Raw genomic sequence first — 450 nt, 5'->3', positions numbered from 1 at the left:
ACGCGGTGCCGAGCAGTTGGTAGCCGGCGCAGACCCCGAACACCACCGGGCCCTGGGCCACGGCCCGGTGCAGGCCGCCGTCGGCGAGCAGTCGCTGTGCTCCGAACGCCTGCGGCCCGTCCTCGCCGCCACCGATGAGGTAGATGTCGGCGGTGGTCGGCAGCGGCTGGTCGGAGCGGACCTCCGGCACCTCGACCGGGAACCCGCGTTGACGCGCCCGCCGGGCCAGGATCAGCGCGTTGCCCCGGTCTCCGTAGGTGGACAGCAGGTCGGGGTAGATCCAGACGATGCGCAGGGTCTCAGTTGACACGGTCCAACTCCGCTCGGATGTCCTGGAACGCTGTGTAGTTCGCGATGACCTCCAGCCGCCCAGGCGGTACCGCCCGTACGGCGTCGTCGAACGTGCGTACGTGCTGGAACGGTACGTCGTTGACGTCGAGGCGGACCGCC

Annotated in this window: 2 pseudogenes; both read right to left on the bottom strand. The window is 70.4% G+C overall.

The features are described 5' to 3' along the window. Window positions 1-310: pseudogene (locus tag JMF97_RS30810) on the bottom strand (glutamine amidotransferase); the annotation flags it as partial. Beyond that, a pseudogene (locus JMF97_RS30805) lies at window positions 300-450 on the bottom strand (DUF1727 domain-containing protein); the annotation flags it as partial. The pseudogenes JMF97_RS30805 and JMF97_RS30810, both read right to left, overlap by 11 nt.

Origin of the sequence: Micromonospora fiedleri (assembly GCF_016774385.1) — a bacterium.
Taxonomy (GTDB): Bacteria; Actinomycetota; Actinomycetes; order Mycobacteriales; family Micromonosporaceae; genus Micromonospora; species Micromonospora gifhornensis.
The sequence above is the reverse complement of the archived record's forward strand: the minus strand, read 5'-3'. Positions and strand labels throughout refer to the sequence as shown.